Genomic DNA, 18029 nt, shown 5'->3' on the forward strand with positions numbered 1-18029 from the left:
CCCAAGGGATGCGATTCGCAGGTCATCTGCGCGGCGGCTTGCGCCAGATCTGGCCTGACAGCCAATCCGACAGCTGCGCCGACAGGGCGTCGCGATCCTCGTTCATGTCGCCCGAACTCTCCATCTCGGGGTGCTCGGCGCGGTGACGGGCGCGGGTGATCTGGCTGATCCGCCAGGTCAGGCCCTCATCGGCCTCGCCCTGGATCTCGGATTCGGCGCGGGGCAGTTCGTGGCTCGTGGCGCGCGCCACCTCCAGCTTGTCCAGGAGGTCCAGCAGCATCACCGCGGCACTGTCGTCATCCTTCCGTTCGATGATGGCGGGCGTCAGGCCCAGATGGGCGTTGCGTCGCAGCGTTTCAAGGCCGCGCCGCCCGGCCGGGCTGTCGGTGCGGGTCAGTAGGTCATGCAGCAGCGCCGCCCGGTCCGGGTCGCGCGGCATCAGGCGTTCCAACCGGCCCTCCAGCTGCGCCGTGATTGAGGGGCGCAGCGCGCAGATCAGCAGTGCGGCCCCCTCCAGCAGGCCCTCGCCCTGGTCCGGCACGTTGAGCGAGATCGGAGGAACCGGCGCCCGCGGGGCCATCGAGGCCCCTTGGCGCCGGGCCTGGCTGCGCCCGGCCGCGCCAGCCCGCGGCGTCGTCTTGCGACCGCCGCCGAAGAGGTCCCACTGCTTGCGGCGGATCTCCTCGGCATAGAGCGCGCGGGTGCGTTCGTCGGGGATGCGCGCCACGGCCTCGGCCAGGCGGCGGTCGAGGGCGGCCTTGCGTTCCGGGCTGTCGAAGACCTGGCCCTGGATCTCGCGCGCCCAAAGCAGGTCCAGCATCGGCCGCGCCTGATCCAGAAGCGCGCCCATCGCGCCCGGCCCCGAGGCCTTGATCAGGTCGTCCGGGTCCTGCCCCGCAGGCAGGATCACGAAGCGCAGCGCCTGTCCCGGCCCGATCAGCGGCAGCGCCAGGTCGATCAGCCGCTGCGCCGCACGTTGGCCCGCCGCATCGCCGTCCAGCGCGATCACCGGCTCGGGCGAGACGCGCCACATCAGGCGCAGCTGCTCCTCGGTGATGGCGGTGCCCAAGGGGGCCACGGCGCCCTCGAACCCGGCGCGGGCCAGGGCGATCACGTCCATGTAGCCCTCGGCGACGACCAACCGCTGGCCCTTGGCGACCGCGCTGCGGGCCGGCCCGAGGTTGTAGAGGTTGCGCCCCTTGTCGAACAGCGGCGTCTCGGGGCTGTTGAGGTATTTCGCCCGCGCATTCGGGTCCATCGCCCGCCCGCCGAAGCCGATGCAGCGCCCCTGCCCGTCGCGGATCGGAAAAATGATGCGCCCCCGGAACCGGTCATAGGGCGCGCCGCCGCCATCGGGGCGGGCGGACATGCCAGCCTCGACGATCTGCTCTTCGGGGAAGCCCTTGTCGCGCAGGGCGGCGGTCAGGGCGGTGCGGTGGTCGGGGGCAAAGCCGATCTCGAACCGCTCCAGCGCGGGGGCGTCCAGGCCGCGGCGGTCCAGGTAATCGCGGGCATCCGCGGCGGCGCCGGTCTGCAGCTGCAGGCGGAACCAGCGGCAGGCGGCCTCGGTCACTTCCAGCAGCTTGGTGCGCCTGTCGGTCTTTTCGCGGGCGCGGGGGTCGGGTTCGGGCATGGTCAGGCCAGCCTCAGCGGCCAACAGCTTGACCGCCTCGATGAACTCCATCCCGTCATGGTCGCGCAGAAACCCGATGGCGTCGCCCTTGGCCTGACAGCCGAAGCAGTAGTAATACCCCTTCTGGTCGTCGCAGTGAAAGCTGGCGGATTTTTCCTGATGGAACGGGCATGGCGCCCACCAGTCGCCCCGCGCCTGGTTCGACTTGCGCAGATCCCATACGACCTTTTTGCCGATCACCCGGCTGATCGGGACGCGGTTGCGAATCTCGTCAAGGAATCCGGGGGGCAGGGACATGGGGGCGATTATCCGGCATGGCGCGCGGGGCGGCAAGGCGTCACGCGCCGACCGCCCCCCGTGCCAGGCCCCAATAGATCTGCGCGATGCGGGTCCGGTCCAGACGGCCGCCCTCGCGATACCAGTTCGTGACCCCGGTCAGCATGGCGATCAGCGCCAGCGTGGTCAGCTTGGGGTCCTCGATCCGCATGACGCGGGCCTCGACCCCGTCGCGCAGGATCGATTCCAGCGCGGATTCGTAGCGACCGCGCAAATCCGCGATGCGGGCGAAATTCTCGGGCGTCAGGTTGCGCAGCTCCATATAGGACAGGAACACCGCATCCGGGCTGTCCAGGCTGAAGGCGATGTGAAAGCGCACGAACCGCTCCAGCCGCTCCAGCGGCCCGGCCTGCGGATCGTCGGACCAGGCGGCCAGCAGGTCCTGCATGTGGCTTTCCAGCAGATCGGCCAGCAGGGCCTGCTTGTCGGGGATATAGGCATAAAGCGTGCCGGCCTGGACCCCCACCTCGGCCGCGATCTGGCGCATCGAGACGGCGGCATAGCCTTGTCGCGCGAACAGGCGGCGGGCCTTGTCGCGGATCAGGGGGCCGGTGATCTCGGCGCGGGAACCGGTGGTGCGGGCCATGGCGTCTTCTAGCCCGCCGTCCCGCGCGATGGAAGGCGTTGCCGCGCCCTGGCGGCGCGCGTAACCTGCACCGATGAAACACGCCCTGATCCTTGTCCTGACGCTGGCGGCCTGTGCCGAGGGCCAGGGCTATCCCGCCCTGCTGCCCACCGACCGCATCCTGGCGGAACCGGCCCTGCCCGCCCATGCCACCGCCGCGCGCGCCGACCCCGCCCCCGTCCGAGCGGCGTCCAGCACGCGGGCCGATGCGTTGCGGGCACGGGCCGACGCGCTGCGCGGCCCGGTGGTCGACCCGGCGCTGCGCGAGCGCGCCGGGCGGTGATTGCCAGAGGCCTGCGCCGCTGGTAAGAAGTTCTGACCAGTTTGCGAAAGGCCCGGCCCATGGCTGTCATCACCTGCATCGACGACCTCAAGCGGATGCACCGCGCCCGCACGCCCCGCATGTTCTATGATTACGCGGAGTCGGGCAGCTATACCGAACAGACCTTTCGCGAGAACACGAGTGATTTCGCGCGGATCAAGCTGCGCCAGAAGGTCGCCGTGGACATGTCCGACCGCCGCCTGGCGCGGCAGATGGTCGGCCTGCCGGTCAGCATGCCGGTCGCCCTGGCCCCGGTCGGCCTGACCGGCATGCAGCATGCCGACGGAGAGATCCACGCCGCCCGCGCGGCCGAAAAGTTCGGCGTGCCGTTCTGTTTGTCCACCATGTCGATCTGTTCGATTGAGGATGTGGCGGCCCATACCACCGCGCCCTTCATGTTCCAGCTGTATGTGATGAAGGACCAGGATTTCCTGGCCGCGATCATCGAACGGGCCAAGGCCGCGCAGTGCAGCGCGCTGGTCCTGACGCTGGACTTGCAGATTCTGGGGCAGCGGCACAAGGATCTGAAGAACGGATTGTCCGCGCCCCCCAAGATGACCCTGCCCACCATGCTGGACCTGGCCACCCGCTGGCGGTGGGGCATGGGGATGCTGCGCACGAAACGGCGGTTCTTCGGCAATATCGTGGGCCATGCCAAAGGCGTCGGTGATACCTCCAGCCTGATGAGCTGGACGGCCGAGCAGTTCGACGAACGGCTGGACTGGGACAAGATCGCGGCGATCCGCGACATGTGGGGCGGCAAGCTGATCCTCAAGGGCATCCTGGACCCCGAGGATGCGCGCATCGCCGCCGATTTCGGGGCCGATGCCATCGTGGTCAGCAACCATGGCGGGCGGCAATTGGACGGGGCGCTGTCCTCGATCCGCATGCTGCCGCATATCGTCAAGGCGGTGGGCGACAGGGTCGAGGTGCATATGGACGGCGGCATCCGCTCGGGCCAGGACGTGCTCAAGGCGCTGGCGATGGGGGCGCATGGGACCTGGATCGGGCGCGCCTGGCTGCACGGGCTGGGCGCGATGGGCGAGGCCGGGGTGACCCGCGCGCTGGAGATCATCCGCAAGGAGCTAGACACCAGCATGGCGCTGTGCGGCGAACGCGACCTGGACCGGATCGGGCCGCATAACCTTCTGATTCCGCAGGGGTTTACGGATGAATACGCGATCGCCTAGAACATCCGCGACAGCCAGCGGTGGCGCCGGCCCAGCAGGCTGGCGCCCCAGACCAGCAGGAAGGGCACCGCCACGCCCAGCACCACCCCGGGCAGCGGATGCGCCACGCCCAAGCGCGGCAGACCCTGCAACACGATGACATGCATCACATAAATGCCCGCCGCCGCCCGCCCCAGGGGCAGGTCGGAGGCCGGGGCGGGCATCCGCAGGACCAAGGCGAACAGCGCCGGGCACAGCAGCAGGTGACCGACGGGGATCTCCAGCAGCGGCTCCTCTCCGATGCGGCGCAGCCACCAGATGTTTTCGGCCAGGGTCAGGGCCAGCCCTGCCGCGACCGCCGCCCACAGCACCGCCACAGGCAGGCGCGGCGGATGCAGCGCCATCAGCCAGCCCAAGGCCAGATAGGGATACAGATACAGCGGGCCGTTGCGGTAATGTTCCACCGGAATGTCGGCCTGCCCGGTCATGCGCAGATATTGCAGCGCCAGCCCCGCCCCGCCCAGCAGGACCGCCGACGCGATCACCGCGCCCCGCCCCAGGGCCGCGCTGGCCGCCAGCAGGATGCCCGAGATCGCAAGCCCCTGCAGGAACCACAGATGCATGAAGCCAAGCGTCAGTTCGGTCGCCGTCAGGGCGATGGGCCGATTGGCGTAATAGAACCACAGGAACAGCACATAAACCGCCGACCAGGCCGCATAGAGGACCAGCAGATGCCCCACCCAATCCGACAGCCGCCCCCGGCGCAGGGTCGAGGCCAGGTAATACCCCGCGATCAGCGCAAAGACCGGCACCGCGACACGCAGGATGCTGTTGCCCGCGGCCAGGCCCAACAGGCCCGTATCGCCCGCCGCCCGCAGCGTCTCGCGGCCCAGTCCGGAATGGGCGACCACCACGAAGATCGCCAGGATCACCCGCAGGTAATCCACCGACATCAGCCGCGACTGCACCTTGTCCACCCTGCCCCCGACCTGTCCCCCGCCCGTGCGGGCAGCCCTGACCGGGCATAGGGTGGCAGGGCGGCCCAAGTCAAACCGCCTCTGCGGGCCTGCGGCAGTTTCCCGCGCGCGGCGTGCCATTGACGCTTCACATCCGGGCGGGGTTGCGCTATGGGCACCGCTTGGCGCCACGCACCCTTGGAGGGTGGCGTCCTCAACACTGTTTAAGGATTAAAGCAATGGCCAAAGAGATTCCGAATCTGGTGGCCGAGGCACGCGCGGGGTCAGGCAAGGGGGCCGCCCGCCAAGCTCGCCGCGATGGCAAGGTGCCCGGTATCGTTTATGGTGACGGCAAGGAGCCGGTCTCCATCCAGTTCGACTTCAACAAGCTGCTGACCGCGCTGCGCGCCGGCCGCTTCAAGTCCACGCTGTGGAACCTGCAGGTCGAAGGCCAGGACGATGTCCGCGTCATCTGCCGCGGCGTCCAGCGCGACGTCGTCAAGGATCTGCCGATCCACATCGACTTCATGCGCCTGCGCCGCACGTCAAAGGTGAACCTGTTCATCCCGGTCGAGTTCATCAACGAGGACAAGTGCCCCGGCCTGCGCAAGGGCGGAACGCTGGTCACCGTTCGCGCCGAGGTCGAGCTGATGGTGACGGCGGGTGACATTCCCGACCACATCACCGTGGATCTGGAAGGCCGCGAGATCGGCGACACCATCCACATCAGCGACGTCAAGCTGCCCTCGGGCGCCAAGGCGACGATCGACCGCGACTTCGTCATCGCGAACCTGGCCGCACCGTCGGCGCTGCGCGCTGAAGACGACGCCGCCGAGGACGATGCCGCCGAGGCCGCTGCCGAAGCCTGATCCCGCGCGGATCGGTCGCATGACCTTTGGGGCGGTGCCATCGGCGCCGCCCCTTTCCATTTCGCCACCGCCTTGCTAGCCCGGACCTCATGGAGACACGCATGGAACCCGTCCACATCATCGGCGCCGGCCTTGCCGGATCGGAAGCCGCCTGGCAGATCGCCCGCATGGGCGTCCCGGTCGTGCTGCACGAGATGCGCCCCCAGGTCGAAACATTCGCCCACAAATCCGGCGACTGCGCCGAGATGGTCTGTTCCAACAGCTTCCGGTCCGATGACGACGTGATGAACGCGGTGGGCCAGCTGCATTGGGAGATGCGCGCGGCCGGCGGTCTGATCATGGAGATGGCGGGCCGCCACCGCCTGCCCGCGGGCGGCGCGCTGGCCGTGGACCGCGAGGCGTTTTCCGCCGCGGTCACCGCCGCGCTGCAGGCCGATCCGCTGATCACCATCCTGCCCGGAGAGATCACCGAACTGCCCGACCACGGCAACTGGATTGTGGCCACGGGGCCGTTGACCTCGGACGCGCTGGCGGGTGCGATCCGCGGCGTGACCGGCACCGAGGCGCTGGCGTTCTTTGACGCTATCGCGCCCATCGTGCATGCCGACACGATCGACATGTCGGTCGCGTGGGAACAGTCCCGCTATGACAAGGGCGAGACGCTGGCCGAGCAGAAGGCCTATATCAACTGCCCGATGAACCGCGACGAATACGAGGCCTTCATCGACGCCCTTCTGGCCGCCGACAAGACCGAGTTCCATGAGGGCGAGACCGCGGGCTATTTCGACGGCTGCCTGCCCATCGAGGTCATGGCAGAACGCGGCCGCGAGACCCTGCGCCACGGCCCGATGAAGCCGGTGGGCCTGACCAACGCCCACAAGCCCGAAGAAAAGGCCTATGCCGTGGTCCAGCTGCGCCGCGACAACGCCCTGGGCACGCTGTACAATATCGTCGGTTTCCAGACCAAGATGAAATACGGCGCACAAACGCTGGTGTTCCGGATGATTCCGGGCCTGCAGGATGCCAGCTTTGCGCGGCTTGGCGGCATCCATCGCAACAGCTTTCTGAACTCGCCCACGCTGCTGGACGACCGCATGCGCCTGCGCCTGCGGCCCAACCTGCGCTTTGCGGGCCAGGTCACCGGGGTTGAGGGCTATGTCGAAAGCGCCGCGATGGGGCTGCTGGCGGGCCGCATGGCCGCCGCCCAGGCCCTGGGGCGCGATCTGGCGCCGCCCCCCTTCACCACCGCGACAGGCGCGCTGATCCACCACATCACCGGCGGGGCCGAGGCCAAGACCTTTCAGCCGATGAACGTCAATTTCGGCCTGTTCCCGCCGCTGCCCGACACCCGGTCGGGCCGTCGCGGCCGCAAGGACCGCTATCCGGCCTATACGCAGCGGGCCAAGGACGACTACTCCGCATGGCTGGCCGCCCAGTAACGCGGTTCGCGCCGTCGCCCACGGGGCTGCTGCATCTGGGGCATGCGTTCTCGGCGCTGACGGCCGCGGCGCATGGCGATTTCCACCTGCGGATCGAGGATATCGACCGCGACCGCTGCCGCCCGGAATACGAGGCCGCGATCTTCGAAGACCTTGGGTGGCTGGGGCTGACCTGGCCGCAGCCGGTCATGCGCCAGTCGGACCGGATGCCCGCCTATCGGCGCGCGCTGGCGCGGCTGGCGCCGCTGACCTATCCCTGCCGCTGCCGCCGGGGCGACATCCGCGCCGCCCTGTCCGCCCCGCAGGAGGGCGCCCTGCCCGCCGGGCCCGACGGGCTGATCTATCCCGGAACCTGCCGCCATCGCAGCCACGCGGATGCCGGGCCCGACGATGTGATCCGGCTGGACGCCGCCCGCGCCTTCGATGCGCTTGGGCTGGACCGCATCGGCTTTGCCGATCAGGGCGCCGACCATATCCTGACCCGGAAGCAGTTCCTGGACGGCATCGGCGACGTGATTCTGTCGCGGCGGGGGATTGGCACGTCCTATCACCTGGCGGTCGTGGTGGATGATGCGGCGCAGAGCATCACGCTGGTGACGCGCGGCCAGGACCTGTTCTCATCCACACATATCCATGTGCTGCTGCAGCGCCTGCTGGACCTGCCGACGCCCGCCTATCTGCACCACCGCCTGATCCGCGACACGGCGGGGCGGCGGCTGGCCAAGCGCGACGACGCCCGCGCCATCCGCCAGTATCGGACCGAGGGCGCGACCCCCGCCGACATCCGCCACATGGTCGGGCTTTAGACCATCGGTTCGCTCAGCACGACTTCGGCCCCGTCGCGAATGCCGGTGTAAAAGCAGCTGCGCCGGTTGGTGTGGCAGGCGGGCCCGGTCTGCTCGACCAGCACCAGCAGGCAGTCGCGGTCGCAATCGACCCGCATCTCGACCAGTTGCTGCACATGGCCCGAGCTTTCGCCCTTGATCCAGAACGACGCCCGCGACCGCGACCAATAGGTGACGCGCCCGGTCGACAGGGTGCGGGCGACGGCATCGGCGTTCATCCAGGCCATCATCAGCACTTCGCCCGATGCGGCGTCCTGCGCGATCGCGGGGATCAGCCCGGCCGCGTCATATTTCAGGCTGAGGGGGTCGAACATCGGGTTTCCTTTCGGCATGGCCGTCCCTATCTACTCATCGACCCGCGCTGATGAAACCCCAAGGGATGACGCATGGCCGAAACCGATCTGATGCAGCTTTACTCGCGACGCATCCTGGCACTGACGACCGCCATCCCCCACCAGGGCCGGCTGGACGATGCCCAAGCCAGCGTCCAGCGCCGGTCACCGCAATGCGGATCGTCGGTAACGGTCCACCTGTCGCTGGCCGATGGCCGCATCAGCGATTTCGCGCAGGAGGTCCGGGCCTGCGCCTTGGGGCAGGCGTCGGCGTCGGTGCTGGGACAGGCGGTGATCGGCATGGACCGGGCGGGCATCGTGCAGGCCCGCGACCAGTTGCGCGCGATGCTGACGCAAGACGCCCCTGCGCCTGACGCGCCCTTTGCCGATCTCGAGGCGCTGACGCCCGCGCGCGCCTATCCCAACCGACATCCGTCGATCCTGCTGGCATGGGACGCCACGCTGGAGGCGCTGGACAAGGCATCGGCATGAAAAGGGCCGGCCCCCTGCGGGGCCGGCCAGGTGCGCGAGCTTTGGGGACGGATGGCGCACAGGCGGGGCGCCATCCCTGCGTCGCGGGGCAGTCGGTTAGACCTGCAGGATGGCGGGCAACCACAGCAGGACAATAGTGGTCAGGCTGAGCGCGGCGGCCCCGATCAGGTCGATGGCAGTGTCTTTGGTCATGGCGGCAACTCCTCTCTGTTGCCCCTTTGTTCTCATGTTCTCTCGATTCGGTAAAGAACTTTTTAAGAACATTTGGCTTGGTCAGCCGACCTGGATTAGTCGAATCGCCTGATCCTGCTGCATCAGCCACATCAGCAGCCGCAGCGCCTGCCCGCGCGGGGTCTCCAGCACCGCATCGCGTTCCAGCAGCGCACGGGCATCCTGACGCGCAACCGCCATCAGCCCGGCCTGATGTTCCAAGTCCGCGATGCGGAACCGCGGCAGGCCCGATTGCGCGGTGCCGATGACGTCGCCCGCGCCGCGCATCTCCAGGTCGACCTCGGCGATGCGGAACCCGTCCTCGGTGTCGCGCAGGGTGGTCAGGCGGCGGGCGCCGGTCTCGTTCAAGGGGCCGTGATACATCAGCAGGCAGGTCGACGCGCCCGAGCCGCGCCCCACCCGCCCCCGCAGCTGGTGCAGCTGTGCCAGGCCAAAGCTTTCGGCGCGTTCGATCACCATGATCGTGGCCTGCGGCACGTCCACGCCCACCTCGATCACCGTGGTGGCGACCAGCAGTTGCGCCGTGCCATCCGCGAAATCGGCCATCGCCGCGTCGCGCTGATCGGGGGGCATCTGGCCGTGGATCAGCCGCACCCTTTCGCCAAAGATCGCGCGCAGATGCGTGAACCGCGCCTCGGCCGCGGTCAGGTCGGTGACCTCGCTCTCCTCGACCAGGGGGCAGACCCAATAGGCGCGCGCGCCCTGCGCCATCGCCGCGCGCAGGCGTTCGGTGACCTGGTCCAGCCGCGTGTCGGCGATCATCACCGTGGTGATGGGCTGGCGTCCGGGCGGCTTTTCGTCCAGCACCGACAGGTCCAGATCACCGTATTGCGACAAGGCCAGCGACCGCGGGATGGGTGTCGCAGTCATGATCAGCATGTCGGGCGGCACGTCGCCCTTGGCCGACAGCTCCAGCCGCTGTGCCACGCCGAACCGGTGCTGTTCGTCGATGATGGCCAGCCGCAGGTCGTGGAAGGTCACGTCCTTCTGGAAGACCGCATGGGTGCCGACCAGGATGTCGATGGTTCCGTCCGCCAGATCCGTCAGGATCTGTCCGCGCAGGTCGCGCTTGTCGCGCCCGGTCAGCGCGGCCAGCCGCACCCCCGCCGCCCGCGCCAGCGGTTCCAGCGCGCGGGCATGCTGGCGGGCCAGGATCTCGGTCGGCGCCATCAGCACGGCCTGGCCCCCGGCCTCGACCGCGACCAAGGCGGCCATCAGCGCGACCAGCGTCTTGCCCGCGCCGACATCGCCCTGCAGCAGGCGGTTCATGCGACGATCGCTGGCCATGTCATCGGCGATCTCGCGCACCGCGCGGGCCTGCGCGCCGGTGGGTGCCCAGGGCAGGCTGTCCAGCACCCGCGACCGCAGGGCACCGTCGCCCGCGCTTGCCCGGCCCTTCAGCCGCCGCCGGTCGCGGCGCACCAGCGCCAGCGTCATCTGATGCGCCAGGAATTCGTCATAGGCCAGCCGCGCCCGCGCCGGGCTGTCAGGCGACAGCGCACCCGGCGATTGCGGCGCATGCGCCTGGTGCAGCGCCTCCGCGAATGACGGCCAGCCGCGCTGCGCGATCAACTGCGGGTCGATCCATTCGTCAACCTTGGGCAGGCGGGTCAGCGCGGCATCGACGGCCTTGGCCATGCCCTTTTGCGTCAGCCCGGCCGACAGGGGATAGACGGGTTCGAAGCTGGGGGGCAGCGCCTCGTCCTCGGCCAGGATATGGTCGGGGTGGACCATCTGCGCCAGCCCGTCGAACAGCTCCAGCTTGCCGCTGATGACGCGGCGCGCGCCCACGGGCAGCTGGCTTTCGATCCAATTGTCGCGCGGGCGAAAGAACACCAGCGTCAGATCGCCCTCGCCGTCGGAGCAGTGCACGCGGAACGGGCGGCCGCGGACCTGGGGCGGGTGATGGCGCGTCACGGTGACGGTGATCGTCACGATCTCGGGGGCGCGGGCGTCGGCGATGCGGGCGATCCGGCGGCGGGTGATGCCACTGGCGGGCAGCGTCAGGATCAGGTCGCGCGGCTTGTCGATGCCCATCTGCTCCAGCGCGGCGCGGCCCTTGGGGCCGATGCCGGGCAGCGTGTCGATGCCCGCAAACAGCGGGAACAGCGCGGGCGGGCGACCCTTGGGGGCGGTCATCCGGCCCCCGCAATGCGCAGCCATTCGTCCTCGTCGATGACGGTCACACCCAGGGCCTCGGCCTTGGCGGCCTTGGACCCGGCGCCCGGACCGGCGATCAGCAGGTCGGTCTTGGCGCTGACGGACCCCGCGACCTTGGCGCCCATCGCCTCGGCCCGCGCCTTGGCCTCGGCCCGGGTCATGCGCTCCAGCGTGCCGGTAAAGACCAGCGTCTTGCCGGACACCTCGGTCTGAACGGCATGTGGATTATCCGCGGGCCGGATGTCCAGAAGCGTCGCCAGCCGGTCGATGCTGGCCCGTTCGGTGGGCTGCGCAAAGGTCGTGACCAGCGACTTGACCAGCACGGCGCCGATCCCGTCTATGCCGGTCAACTCGGCCCAATGCGGGCTGTCCGGCAGAGTGGCCCGCCGCGTCTTGTCGTCGGGCGCGGCAAAGGCGGGTTCCGACGCGGCCCCGTCTATCGCCGCGACCAGCGCGGGCCAGTCGCCGAAATGGCGGGCCAGCGTCGCGGAGGCGACCTCGCCCACATGGCGGATGCCAAGCGCAAAAATCAATCGTGCCAAGGGGATGGCGCGCCGATCCTCGATCGCGGCGAACAGCTTTTCGGCCGAGCGTTCGCCGAAACCGTCGCGGTTCTTCAGCTTGGTGAAATTACCCGCATCGCGCGTGGCGAGGGTGAAGATGTCGGCGGGTTCTCGGATGGGCAGCTGGTCGTCGGCAAAGAACATCTCGATCTGCTTGGTGCCCAGACCGTCGATGTCAAAGGCTGCACGGCTGACGAAATGCTTCAGCTTCTCGACCGCCTGCGCCGGGCAGATCAGGCCCCCGGTGCAGCGGCGCACGCTGTCGCCGGGTTCGCGGATCGCGTCCGAGCCGCATTCCGGACACTGCGCCGGAAAGGCATAGGGCACGCTGTCCGCCGACCGGCGGGCCAGATCGACATCGGCGATCTTGGGGATCACGTCGCCCGCGCGATAGACCTGGACCCAATCCCCCTCGCGGATGTCGCGGCCCTCGCGGATCGGCGCGCCGGTATTGTCGCGCCCGGCGATGTAATCCTCGTTGTGCAGGGTGGCGTTCGACACGACGACCCCGCCCACGGTCACCGGCTCCAGCCGCGCCACCGGGGACAGCGCGCCGGTGCGGCCCACCTGGATCTCGATCCGGTGGAGTCGTGTCCAGGCGGTTTCGGCCGGGAACTTGTGCGCCAGCGCCCATCGCGGCGTGGTCGAGCGGAACCCCAGGCGCCGCTGGAACTCCAGGTCGTTGACCTTGTAGACGACGCCGTCGATGTCATAGCCCAGGGTCGCACGCTGCTGCTCGATCGCGGTCCAGGTGTCGATCATCTGCGCGGTGTCGTGACACAGGCGGGTCAGCGGATTGGTGCTGAACCCCAGCTCGGCCAGCCGCGCCACGGACCCGGCCTGCGTCGCCGCCAGCGGCGCGCTCAGCTGTCCCCAGCCATAGGCAAAGAACCGCAGCGGGCGCCGGGCGGTCACGCCCGGGTCGATCTGGCGCAGCGATCCGGCGGCGGCGTTGCGCGGATTGGCGAACACCTTGGCCCCGTCCGTGGCATTCAGCGCCGCGAAATCGTCGTGGCTCATATAGACTTCGCCCCGGACCTCCAGGACGGAGGGCGCGCCGGCGGGCAGCTGCTGTGGAATATCCGCGATGGTCCGCGCATTCGCGGTCACGTTTTCGCCCACCGCACCATCGCCGCGCGTCGCGGCCTGGACCAGCACGCCATACTCATAGCGCAGGGACAGGGACAGCCCGTCGATCTTGGGTTCGGCGGTCATCTCCAGGGGGTGATCATCGGACAGACCCAGGAAACTGCGGATGCGGGCCGTGAAATCCTCCACATCGCCCTGACTGAAGGCATTGCCCAACGACATCATGCGCTGCGCGTGCACCACCTTGCCGAACCCCTCGGCCGGGGCTGCGCCCACCTGCCCGGTCGGGCTGTCGGCGGGGGCAAGGTCGGGAAAGGCCGCCTCCAGCGCGGTGAGGCGGGCCTTCATCGCGTCGTAATCGGCATCGCTGATCCTGGGGGCGTCGCGGCCGTGATAATCGTCATTGGCCTCTGCGACGCGGGCGGCCAGATCCGCGATCTCGTCCGCGGCCTGGTCCCGGCTCAATTCCGCGATCGGCTGCCTGCCCGACATGTTCTGCGACATCCCTGCCCCCATCGTCCTGTCCGGCCGGAACGTCCGACCGTGTCAGATGCGGGTATCGCCCAAGGGCGCGCGATCGTCCAGAAGCCGCATGACCGGCAGCCCCATCCCCCGCCTCAGGCGCCGATGGCCAGACGCTCCTCATTGCCGGGGCCGGGATCGCGCAGGACATAGCCGCGGCCCCAGACCGTCTCGATATGGCTCTCGCCGCCAAGCGCCTCGGACAGTTTCTTGCGCAGCTTACAGATGAAGACGTCGATGATCTTCAACTCAGGCTCGTCCATGCCGCCATAGAGGTGGTTCAGGAACATTTCCTTGGTCAGGGTCGTGCCCTTGCGCAGGCTGAGCAGCTCCAGGATCTGGTATTCCTTGCCGGTCAGGTTCACGGGCTTGCCCTTCACCTCGACAGAGCGGGCGTCCAGGTTCACGGTGATCTCTCCGGTGCGGATCAGCGCCTGGCTGTGACCCTTGGAGCGGCGGATGATGGCCTGGATGCGGGCCTGTAGCTCCTCTCGGTTGAAGGGCTTGGTCATGTAATCGTCGGCGCCAAAGCCAAAGCCGCGCAGCTTGCTCTCGGTGTCATCGGAACCGGTCAGGATCAGGATCGGCGTGTCGATGCGCGCCAGGCGCAGATGGCGCAGGACCTCCATCCCGTGCATGTCCGGCAGATCCAGATCCAGCAGGATCAGATCATAGTCGTACAGCTTGGCCAGATCGATCCCCTCCTCCCCCATGTCGGTCAGGAACACGTTGTAGCTGGCTGCCGTCAGCATCAGTTCGATCGCACGCGCGGTGCTGGGATCGTCTTCTACCAAAAGGATTCGCATGGCTTGATCTTTCCCCGATTCGCCAAAGGTCATGTCACGACAATCTCTCGGACAGGTTAATATGTCGTTACCGGTCGACCCATCTTGGCGGACGCAACCTATGGTTGTCTATACTTTTGTAACGCCGTCACCTTCAAGGCCGCTTTGCCATGCCGGGCCACGGCCATGCACCAGCTGTCGAATTCCTCCTCCGACAGGCCATAGCGGCGCAGGGCGTCATCGCGGGTGATCAGGCCGTGCGAGACCGCCAGAACCACGGTCTGCTTGCGGCTGGCCACCCACCGCGTGTCGGCCAGCGGCAGATCCGCGACGCTGAGAATGCGCCCGTCTTCCAGGGTCACGATCCGCGGGCCAGTGGTCTTTTTCACGAACATTGCAGGGTCCTTCCGTCGCGTCCTGCAGTTCTGGCGCCAAAGCCCTTAAAACCGCGTTAGCCTTGGGGGGATTTCCGCCGCTGTCGGGGTTGAGAATGAACCGAATTTGCCTATATTTTGAGGCAAATCCCTCTGTCGCCCGCCGCCTGCCGCCCGGGCCGAAAGTTTACCCATGACCCTGACCGCCGCCACGCGCACCGATGCGCGCCCGACCGAATTGAACAGCTTGGGCTTTGCCAAGCCGCCCGCACAGACGCGGGTGGTCGTGGCGATGTCGGGCGGGGTGGACAGTTCGGTCGTCGCGGCCCAGCTGAAATTCGAAGGGTATGACGTCATCGGGGTGACGCTGCAGCTGTATGACCACGGCGCGGCGCTGGCCAAGAAGGGCGCCTGCTGCGCAGGTCAGGACATCCACGATGCCCGCCGCGTGGCCGAGCGCATGGGCTTTCCCCATTACGTCCTGGACTACGAAAACAAGTTCCGCGAATCCGTGATCGACGAATTCGCCGACGCCTATCTGGCCGGCGCGACGCCCGTGCCCTGCATCCGCTGCAACGAGCGCGTCAAGTTCCGCGACCTGCTGGAGACCGCGCGCGATCTGGATGCCGATTGCATGGCGACCGGCCATTATATCCAGCGCAAGGACGGCCCCCTGCGGGCCGAACTGCACATGGCGGCCGATCCGAATCGCGACCAGAGCTATTTCCTGTTCTCGACCACGCAGCAGCAGCTGGACTTCCTGCGCTTTCCCCTGGGGCATCTGGTCAGCAAGGCCGAGACGCGCGCCCTGGCCGCCGAATACGGCCTGTCGGTCGCGGACAAGCCCGACAGCCAGGACATCTGCTTTGTCCCCAATGGCGATTATGCCGCCGTGATCGAAAAGCTGCGCCCCGGCGCCGCCGATCCGGGCGATATCGTGGACCGCGAGGGCACCGTGCTGGGGCAGCATCGCGGCGTCATCCATTACACGATCGGCCAGCGCCGCGGTCTGGGCATCGGCGGCGGAGAGCCGCTCTATGTGCTGCGCCTTGAGCCCGAGACGCGCCGCGTCGTCGTGGGCCCCCGCGAGGCGCTCTCCACCCGCACCGTCGCCGTGACCGAGGTGAACTGGCTGGGCGATCAGCCCTTCGAGGGCGAGATCCCCTGCCTGGTCCGCATCCGCTCGACCCGCCCGCCGCGCCCGGCGATCCTGCGCCCCCTGCTCGGCCGCCGCGCCGAGGTCGAACTGCTGGACCCCGAGGACGGCGTCAGCCCTGGTCAGGCCTGCGTGTTCTACGAGACCGAGGGCACGCGCGTGCTGGGCGGCGGCTGGATCAGCCTGCGTCGGCGGCCAGCAGCCTGATCCGTTCGATCATCGCGCGCAGCCCGTTCGACCGCTGCGCCGACAGATGCTCGTCCAGACCAAGCCGCGCCAGGGCGGCCTGCGCATCGATCTGCCCCACCTGATCGACCGGCACGCCCGCATACAGGGCATGCAGCACCGCGATCAGCCCGCGCACGATCAGCGCGTCGCTGTCGCCCTGGAAATCGAAACGCCGGTCCTCGATCCGGGGCAGGATCCAGACCTGGCTGGCGCAACCGTCGACCTTGGTGGCGGGAACCTGGACGGCGGGGTCCATGGGCGGCATCGCCTTGCCCAGTTCGATGACGTGGCGATAACGCTCTTCCCAGTCATCCAGAAAGTCGAAGGTTTCGGCGATGTCCTCGAAGGCGGGGGTGGCCATGGGTCTCTCCTGATATCCGGCGTCATGGCCTAACGCGGCGCGGCGGTCAGGTCAAAGAGGCTTTTCCGCGCGCCCCGGATCGCCTATCACGAGGCAGGACCGCCGAAGGGATGCACCATGACCAGACTGACCCTGCCGCTGCTGATCGTCGCCCTGACCGCGTCGGGCTGCGGGCGCTTCGGGGACAGCGGCTGGAACCCCCTCGGATGGGGTCCGGGCACCGCCTCGCCCCAGACCCTGGCGCCGGAGGGGGGCTATCCGCAGGTCCGTGACCCCCGCCCCACCGTGCCGCAGATCCTGGATGCCGGGTGGCAGCCGCTGGCCGACGGTCGGCTTCTGGTGCTGCGCGGGTTCGGTCCGGTCAAGGGCTATCATTCCGCGGCGCTGGTTCCTGCGGTGGCGCGCCCCGGCGATCCGCTGCAGCCCGACGCGGACGGCGTCCTGCGCCTGCGCTTTGTGGCCGTCCCCCCGGCTGCGGACGCCACGGCAGCCCGCCTGCCCGCGAACCCCGTCACGGACAGCATCACGGTCGCGGTTCCGATCAGCTTCCTGCGCCTGTCCCGCCTGACCGCGATCGAGATCGAAGGCGGCGACCGCATGATCACGCTGCGCCGCTAACGGGCTTGCACGACCGCCTGCCGCGCGCTAGTCGAACGCGTCGGAGGCGTGGCAGAGTGGTTGATTGCACCGGTCTTGAAAACCGACGTGGGTGAAAGCCCACCGTGGGTTCGAATCCCACCGCCTCCGCCACGGTATATTGCTATTTTTCAGCAATATCAACCGTCTGGACGAAGGGCCAGTATCCATAGGGTGACACAAAAGGTGACACACCGTGGTCTTGCTATTCGATTCGGGGGCTTTCCGCTTGTCTGCCACATACATCCAGAAGAAGGGCAATGTCTGGTACTTCCGCCGCCGCGTGGCAGCGGGATGTGAGGGTTGCACCGGGATGCCAAAGGCAAGCCGCAATCGGTGCTTTTCTTCTCCCTTAAGACGAGCGACCAGGTAGAGGCAGCCAAGAGCGCAAATGAACATGCTCGCAGGCAAGACGCTCTCTGGGCTAATTACCTCGACAATGGGTCTGGTGAGGCCATTGACCCCAAGGCTGCTCTGGGACGCCTAGAGGCGGCTGGCCTGAAGCCCGGAGACGGTCTGCGCTACCGAGACAATCCTGCCCTTGAAGACCTTGTACAGGCCCTCACAGGGGGTCCCTACGAGCCGGGAGAGTATCGCCCGGCACCGGACCCACAGAGCAGACTGACCCTTGACCTCCTGATGGGCAAGCCGGTGCCAAGGACTTTGAGTGACGCACAGGACAAGCACATCGCGCTGGGCAAGGTGAATCGCCCCGGATTTATCGGAGACCTATAGCTTGACTTTACGCGACAAGATCGAGCATGTCGCGCTGAACTTGGAAGTTCAGTTCTGCCTCTGCTGGCGGGATGTTTCCGATCGGGCCAAGCAGGCGCTTGTTGTTGAACCAATCGACCCTTCCGAGGGTGGCCATTTCCAGATCCTGCATATTGCGCCACGGTCCCTGGC

17 protein-coding genes, 1 tRNA gene and 1 pseudogene are annotated in these 18029 nt (G+C 68.0%); 9 read left to right on the plus strand and 10 right to left on the minus strand.

Going from position 1 to position 18029, the window contains the following annotated elements; all coding sequences use genetic code 11:
* Window positions 1–22: 22 nt before the first annotated feature.
* Window positions 23–1930 carry a DNA primase gene (gene dnaG, locus FA740_RS16135; protein ID WP_136857839.1) on the minus strand — a complete coding sequence of 636 codons (1908 nt, stop codon included), beginning with the start codon at window positions 1928–1930 and terminating at the stop codon, window positions 23–25.
* A gap of 40 nt (window positions 1931–1970) precedes the next feature.
* The gene (locus tag FA740_RS16140; protein WP_136857840.1) at window positions 1971–2555 is read right to left on the minus strand and encodes a TetR/AcrR family transcriptional regulator; all 585 of its coding nucleotides are present in this window, start codon (window positions 2553–2555) and stop codon (window positions 1971–1973) included.
* 73 nt (window positions 2556–2628) lie between these two features.
* Between FA740_RS16140 and FA740_RS16145 the strand changes: the two genes are divergently transcribed.
* Together FA740_RS16145 and FA740_RS16150 are read left to right on the plus strand one after the other, a co-directional pair.
* On the plus strand, window positions 2629–2877 hold the full coding sequence (locus FA740_RS16145; RefSeq protein WP_136857841.1) for a hypothetical protein: 249 nt from the start codon (window positions 2629–2631) through the stop codon (window positions 2875–2877).
* 59 nt (window positions 2878–2936) lie between these two features.
* Complete coding sequence (locus FA740_RS16150) at window positions 2937–4106, plus strand: alpha-hydroxy acid oxidase (RefSeq protein ID WP_136857842.1); 1170 nt, start codon at window positions 2937–2939, stop codon at window positions 4104–4106.
* On the opposite strand, the gene FA740_RS16155 is transcribed toward FA740_RS16150, so the two are convergent.
* Window positions 4103–5062, minus strand: a complete 960-nt coding sequence (locus FA740_RS16155) for an acyltransferase family protein (RefSeq protein ID WP_136857843.1) — start codon at window positions 5060–5062, stop codon at window positions 4103–4105. The genes FA740_RS16150 and FA740_RS16155 overlap by 4 nt on opposite strands.
* A 218-nt stretch (window positions 5063–5280) precedes the next feature.
* Between FA740_RS16155 and FA740_RS16160 the strand changes: the two genes are divergently transcribed.
* The 3 genes from FA740_RS16160 (at window position 5281) to gluQRS (ending at window position 8155) form a co-directional block, all read left to right on the plus strand.
* Window positions 5281–5910 carry a 50S ribosomal protein L25/general stress protein Ctc gene (locus tag FA740_RS16160; RefSeq protein WP_136857844.1) on the plus strand — a complete coding sequence of 210 codons (630 nt, stop codon included), beginning with the start codon at window positions 5281–5283 and terminating at the stop codon, window positions 5908–5910.
* Window positions 5911–6011: 101 nt separating this feature from the next.
* On the plus strand, window positions 6012–7349 hold the full coding sequence (gene trmFO, locus FA740_RS16165) for a methylenetetrahydrofolate--tRNA-(uracil(54)-C(5))-methyltransferase (FADH(2)-oxidizing) TrmFO (RefSeq protein WP_136857845.1): 1338 nt from the start codon (window positions 6012–6014) through the stop codon (window positions 7347–7349).
* Complete coding sequence (gluQRS, locus tag FA740_RS16170) at window positions 7331–8155, plus strand: tRNA glutamyl-Q(34) synthetase GluQRS (RefSeq protein ID WP_136857846.1); 825 nt, start codon at window positions 7331–7333, stop codon at window positions 8153–8155. The genes trmFO and gluQRS overlap by 19 nt, the downstream gene beginning before the upstream one ends.
* On the opposite strand, the gene hisI is transcribed toward gluQRS, so the two are convergent.
* On the minus strand, window positions 8152–8508 hold the full coding sequence (hisI, locus tag FA740_RS16175) for a phosphoribosyl-AMP cyclohydrolase (protein WP_136857847.1): 357 nt from the start codon (window positions 8506–8508) through the stop codon (window positions 8152–8154). The two genes, gluQRS and hisI, sit on opposite strands and share 4 nt — an antisense overlap.
* Window positions 8509–8580: 72 nt before the next feature.
* Here hisI and FA740_RS16180 point away from each other — a divergent pair, with 72 nt between their 5' ends.
* On the plus strand, window positions 8581–9018 hold the full coding sequence (locus tag FA740_RS16180; protein ID WP_136857848.1) for an iron-sulfur cluster assembly scaffold protein: 438 nt from the start codon (window positions 8581–8583) through the stop codon (window positions 9016–9018).
* A gap of 273 nt (window positions 9019–9291) precedes the next feature.
* Here FA740_RS16180 and recG read toward each other — a convergent pair whose 3' ends face one another.
* From recG to sciP, 4 genes are all read right to left on the minus strand, one after another.
* Window positions 9292–11388, minus strand: coding sequence for an ATP-dependent DNA helicase RecG (gene recG / locus FA740_RS16185; protein ID WP_136857849.1), 2097 nt, complete (start codon window positions 11386–11388; stop codon window positions 9292–9294).
* On the minus strand, window positions 11385–13553 hold the full coding sequence (gene ligA, locus FA740_RS16190) for an NAD-dependent DNA ligase LigA (protein ID WP_136857850.1): 2169 nt from the start codon (window positions 13551–13553) through the stop codon (window positions 11385–11387). The genes recG and ligA overlap by 4 nt, the downstream gene beginning before the upstream one ends.
* A 125-nt stretch (window positions 13554–13678) precedes the next feature.
* Window positions 13679–14389 (minus strand): response regulator transcription factor CtrA, encoded by a 711-nt coding sequence (gene ctrA, locus FA740_RS16195; RefSeq protein WP_136857851.1) that lies wholly within the window; start codon window positions 14387–14389, stop codon window positions 13679–13681.
* Between the two features lie 98 nt (window positions 14390–14487).
* On the minus strand, window positions 14488–14763 hold the full coding sequence (gene sciP, locus FA740_RS16200) for a CtrA inhibitor SciP (RefSeq protein WP_136857852.1): 276 nt from the start codon (window positions 14761–14763) through the stop codon (window positions 14488–14490).
* 172 nt (window positions 14764–14935) lie between these two features.
* On the opposite strand from sciP, the gene mnmA reads away from it, so the two are divergent.
* On the plus strand, window positions 14936–16105 hold the full coding sequence (mnmA, locus tag FA740_RS16205; protein ID WP_136857853.1) for a tRNA 2-thiouridine(34) synthase MnmA: 1170 nt from the start codon (window positions 14936–14938) through the stop codon (window positions 16103–16105).
* On the opposite strand, the gene FA740_RS16210 is transcribed toward mnmA, so the two are convergent.
* A complete protein-coding gene (locus tag FA740_RS16210) occupies window positions 16077–16487 on the minus strand; it encodes a SufE family protein (RefSeq protein ID WP_136857854.1) in 411 nt (136 codons plus the stop codon). The two genes, mnmA and FA740_RS16210, sit on opposite strands and share 29 nt — an antisense overlap.
* Window positions 16488–16604: 117 nt before the next feature.
* On the opposite strand from FA740_RS16210, the gene FA740_RS16215 reads away from it, so the two are divergent.
* The gene (locus FA740_RS16215; protein WP_136857855.1) at window positions 16605–17105 is read left to right on the plus strand and encodes a hypothetical protein; all 501 of its coding nucleotides are present in this window, start codon (window positions 16605–16607) and stop codon (window positions 17103–17105) included.
* A gap of 42 nt (window positions 17106–17147) precedes the next feature.
* Window positions 17148–17237 (plus strand) — tRNA-Ser (locus tag FA740_RS16220).
* A 628-nt stretch (window positions 17238–17865) separates the two neighbouring features.
* On the opposite strand, the pseudogene FA740_RS16225 reads toward FA740_RS16220, so the two are convergent.
* Window positions 17866–18029 (minus strand): annotated as a pseudogene (locus FA740_RS16225) (IS3 family transposase); the annotation flags it as partial.

Source organism: Paracoccus hibiscisoli (assembly GCF_005048265.1).
In the GTDB taxonomy this organism is placed as follows: Bacteria; Pseudomonadota; Alphaproteobacteria; order Rhodobacterales; family Rhodobacteraceae; genus Paracoccus; species Paracoccus hibiscisoli.